We start from the raw sequence: 3,268 nt of genomic DNA, 5'->3' as shown, positions 1-3,268 counted from the left end.
CCGCCGCGCCGGCGTGCCGCGCCGCCGGCCGTCGCGCAGCGGCTCGGCCGGATTCGCCCGAGCCTTGTCGGCAGCGGCGAATCGGAGGGTTTTTGGCCGGGCGTGCCCGCGCTGTCGCATTTCCCGGTGGATGCGTGGCGGCACGCGATCGACCGCGCGCTGCGCCGTGCCGCCCGCGACCTGCTTGCCTATGGCGATCCGCTCGGCGAACGCGAGCTGCGCGAATCGATCGCGCGCCACCTGGCCGTGACGCGCGGCGTGCGCTGCGATCCCGAGCAGATCGTGATCACCGAAGGCGCGCAGGGCGCGATTGCACTGTGTGCGCAGTTGCTGACGAACCCGGGCGAGACGGTGTGGGTCGAGGAGCCCGGCTATCGCGGCGCGCGCACCGCGATGCAGGCGGCCGACCTCGACGTCGTGCCGATGCCGGTCGACGCGGAAGGGCTGCGCGCGGAAGAGCACGACTGGCACGAGCGGACGCCGCGCCTCGTCTATACGACGCCGTCGAACCAGTTCCCGACCGGCGCCGTGCTGTCGATCTCGCGGCGGCTCGCGCTGATCGATGCCGCGCGCCGGCATCGCGCGTGGATCATCGAGGACGACTACGACAGCGAATTTCGTCACACCGGCGAGCCGATCGGCGCGATGCACGGGCTCGCGCCCTATTCGCCCGTGGTCTATCTCGGCTCGTTCAGCAAGACGATGTTTCCGGCGTTGCGGATCGGCTTTCTGGTGCTGCCCGAGGCGCTGCTGGCCGCCGTGCGGACGGTGCTGCCGGAGATGCTGCGCGGCGGGACGCGCCACGTGCAGCTCGCGCTGGCCGATTTCATCGAGACAGGCGAGTATGGCCGCCATCTTGGCCGGATGCGCCGGCTGTATCGCGACCGGCGGCGGTTGCTGCTCGCCGCGCTCGACGGCAGCCTGGGCGTGCCGCACCAGGTCGAGGGCGGGCCGTGCGGATTGCATCTCGCGCTGCGGCTGCCGGCGCGCTACCGCGACCGCGCGATCGTCGACGCGGCGCGCGCGCATGGCATCGGCCCGTTTCCGCTGTCGGGTTTTTCGATTCATGCGGAGTCGGCGGCCAACGGGCTCGTGCTCGGCTTCGGCAATACGTCGGCCGATGCGTTCGAGCCGATGTTGCGGACGTTGTCGGCGATCGCGGAGCGGGTCGGCGGAGGTTGAACGGTCGCCGGACTTGTGCGGATTGACGAATCGCGCACTTTGTTCGAAACGAACGCCGTCGCGGCTCCGCGGCCGCCGCGCCACCTCGCATGCGGGTTTCGATTCGTATGTTCGAACAGGCTGCTTGGACTATAAATGGATGCGTGTACCGGTGCTTGTCGGGTGCCTGCGCGTCTCGCGCAAGGCGGCGCCGCGACTGCCGGGGGAGGTGCACCGTGGTTCGCCAGACGCTTGCTCGCGCCGTGCTTCGCACCGCGTTGATCGGGGGCGTATTTGCCGGTTTTTTGCTACCGCCGCCAGCCGCCATTGCGGGGACGCCCGCACCGCCCGTCAAACCTGCCATGAAGGAAAGGCCGGCCGCCGCGCCTTACGCGATGCCGGTCGATTTTCCGGCGATCGTCGATCGTTACGGACCCGCGGTCGTGACGATCATGACCGCGCTCGATCAGCAAACCGGCGGGCCGTCCTTCGCGATCCTCGATACCGACGATCCGCTCGCCGCGTTCTTCCGGCGCGGCGCGCCGCCGCCCGCGCAGGGCGTGCCGGCGCCGCCCGACACGGTGCTGCGTGCGGTGTCGGGCAGCGGCTCCGGCTTCATCGTCAGCGCCGACGGCCTGATCCTGACGTCCGCGCATGTGGTCGACGATGCGACCGACGTGACGGTGCGGCTCACCGACCGCCGCGAATTCAAGGCGACGGTGCTGGCCGTCGATCCGCAAAGCGACGTCGCCGTGTTGCGTGTCAACGCGACGAAGCTCCCGTTCGTGCGCATTGGCGATTCGGCGAAGGTACGTGCGGGCGAACCGGTGATGACGATCGGCGCACCGGACGGATCGGGCAACACGGTCACGGCCGGCATCGTCAGCGCGACGTCGCACCGGCTGCCGGACGGCAGTGCGTTTCCGTTCTTCGAAACCGATATCGCGCCGAATCCCGACAACTCGGGCGGCCCCGTGTTCAATCGCGCGGGCGACGTGATCGGCATCGCGGTGCAGGTTTATACGGGCGCCGACCGCTACGCGAGCATGACGTTTGCGATCCCGATCGCGTTCGCGGTAAAGGTGCGTGCGCAGCTACAGACGCAGATGCAGGCGCAACAGGCGCAGGCGCCGGCGCAGGGCGAGCCGTCAGTCAACGCGTTCGGCGTCGATGTGCAGGATGTCGGCATCGGGCTGGCCGCGGCGTTCGGGCTGCCGCGTCCGGCGGGCGCGCTCGTCAACGGCGTCGCGCCCGGTTCGCCGGCCGCCGCGGCCGGCGTGAAGCCCGGCGACGTGATCGTGAAGCTGGGCGACAAGCCGATCGGCCGCTCGGCCGAACTGAACGACCTGGCCGCCGCGCTGTCACCCGGCGAGAAGGCGTCGCTGCGGGTGATTCGCAAGCGTGCGCCGGTGATGCTGACGATCACGGGCGCCGACGACGCGGCCGGCAGCGCGGGCACGACAGTCGGCATGGTTGCGCCGAAGGCCGCTGCACGGCCGGGGGCGGCGGCGGGGACGGGCGAGGGCGGCGATCGTCTCGGGCTGACGATGCATGCGCTGAGCGACGACGAGCGCCGCTCGACGGGGCTCGCGGTCGGGATGATGGTGGACGCGGTGCACGGCCCGGCAGCGAGGGCGGGCATCCAGCCGGGCGATGTCGTGCTCGAGATCAACGACACGCTGCTCGAGACGCCGGACGATGTGCAGTCGCTCGAAGCGAACGGCAGCGTGATCGCGCTGCTGATCCAGCGCAACAACGCGCGGAAGTTCGTGTCGGTGCGTGTGCGTTAGGGGCGTTGACGTGGCTGGCGTCGTGCGCCTGCCGTCGTCCGGTATCGCCGGCAGTCGGCCAGGCATTCAGGAGCGATCACGCATGAAAGCGGCATTCTTCATCGTAGTCGTACACAGGCGCAGGGTCCGGTAGCGGCACCGCGCGGGCACCTATGCGCCCGCAGACTTGTTCGGGGGCTTTTTGGGGGGGCTTCGTGGAATTCAGTGGATGTCGCTTGACGACCCGGAGCCGACGTTCACACATCTCGGAAGCGGACGCTCATGGGCGTATTTTCACTGCCCTCGAAGCGCATTACGCCTGATGATATCGCTAACGC

The 3,268-nt window shown here is 69.6% G+C and carries 2 protein-coding genes; both read left to right on the top strand.

Annotated elements, in window-relative coordinates; genetic code table 11:
• A partial coding sequence (locus tag ACPUER_RS36105; protein ID WP_425133497.1) for a PLP-dependent aminotransferase family protein occupies nt 1-1,182 on the top strand: 1,182 nt, incomplete at its 5' end.
• Between the two features lie 215 nt (nt 1,183-1,397).
• Nucleotides 1,398-2,951: a trypsin-like peptidase domain-containing protein gene (locus ACPUER_RS36100; RefSeq protein WP_425133498.1), complete on the top strand. Its 1,554-nt coding sequence runs from the start codon at nt 1,398-1,400 to the stop codon at nt 2,949-2,951.
• Nucleotides 2,952-3,268 lie beyond the last annotated feature (317 nt).

Source organism: Burkholderia sp. DN3021 (assembly GCF_049805555.1).
GTDB classification, from domain to species: domain Bacteria; phylum Pseudomonadota; class Gammaproteobacteria; order Burkholderiales; family Burkholderiaceae; genus Burkholderia; species Burkholderia pyrrocinia_C.
This window is presented reverse-complemented; position numbering and strand designations above follow the sequence as displayed.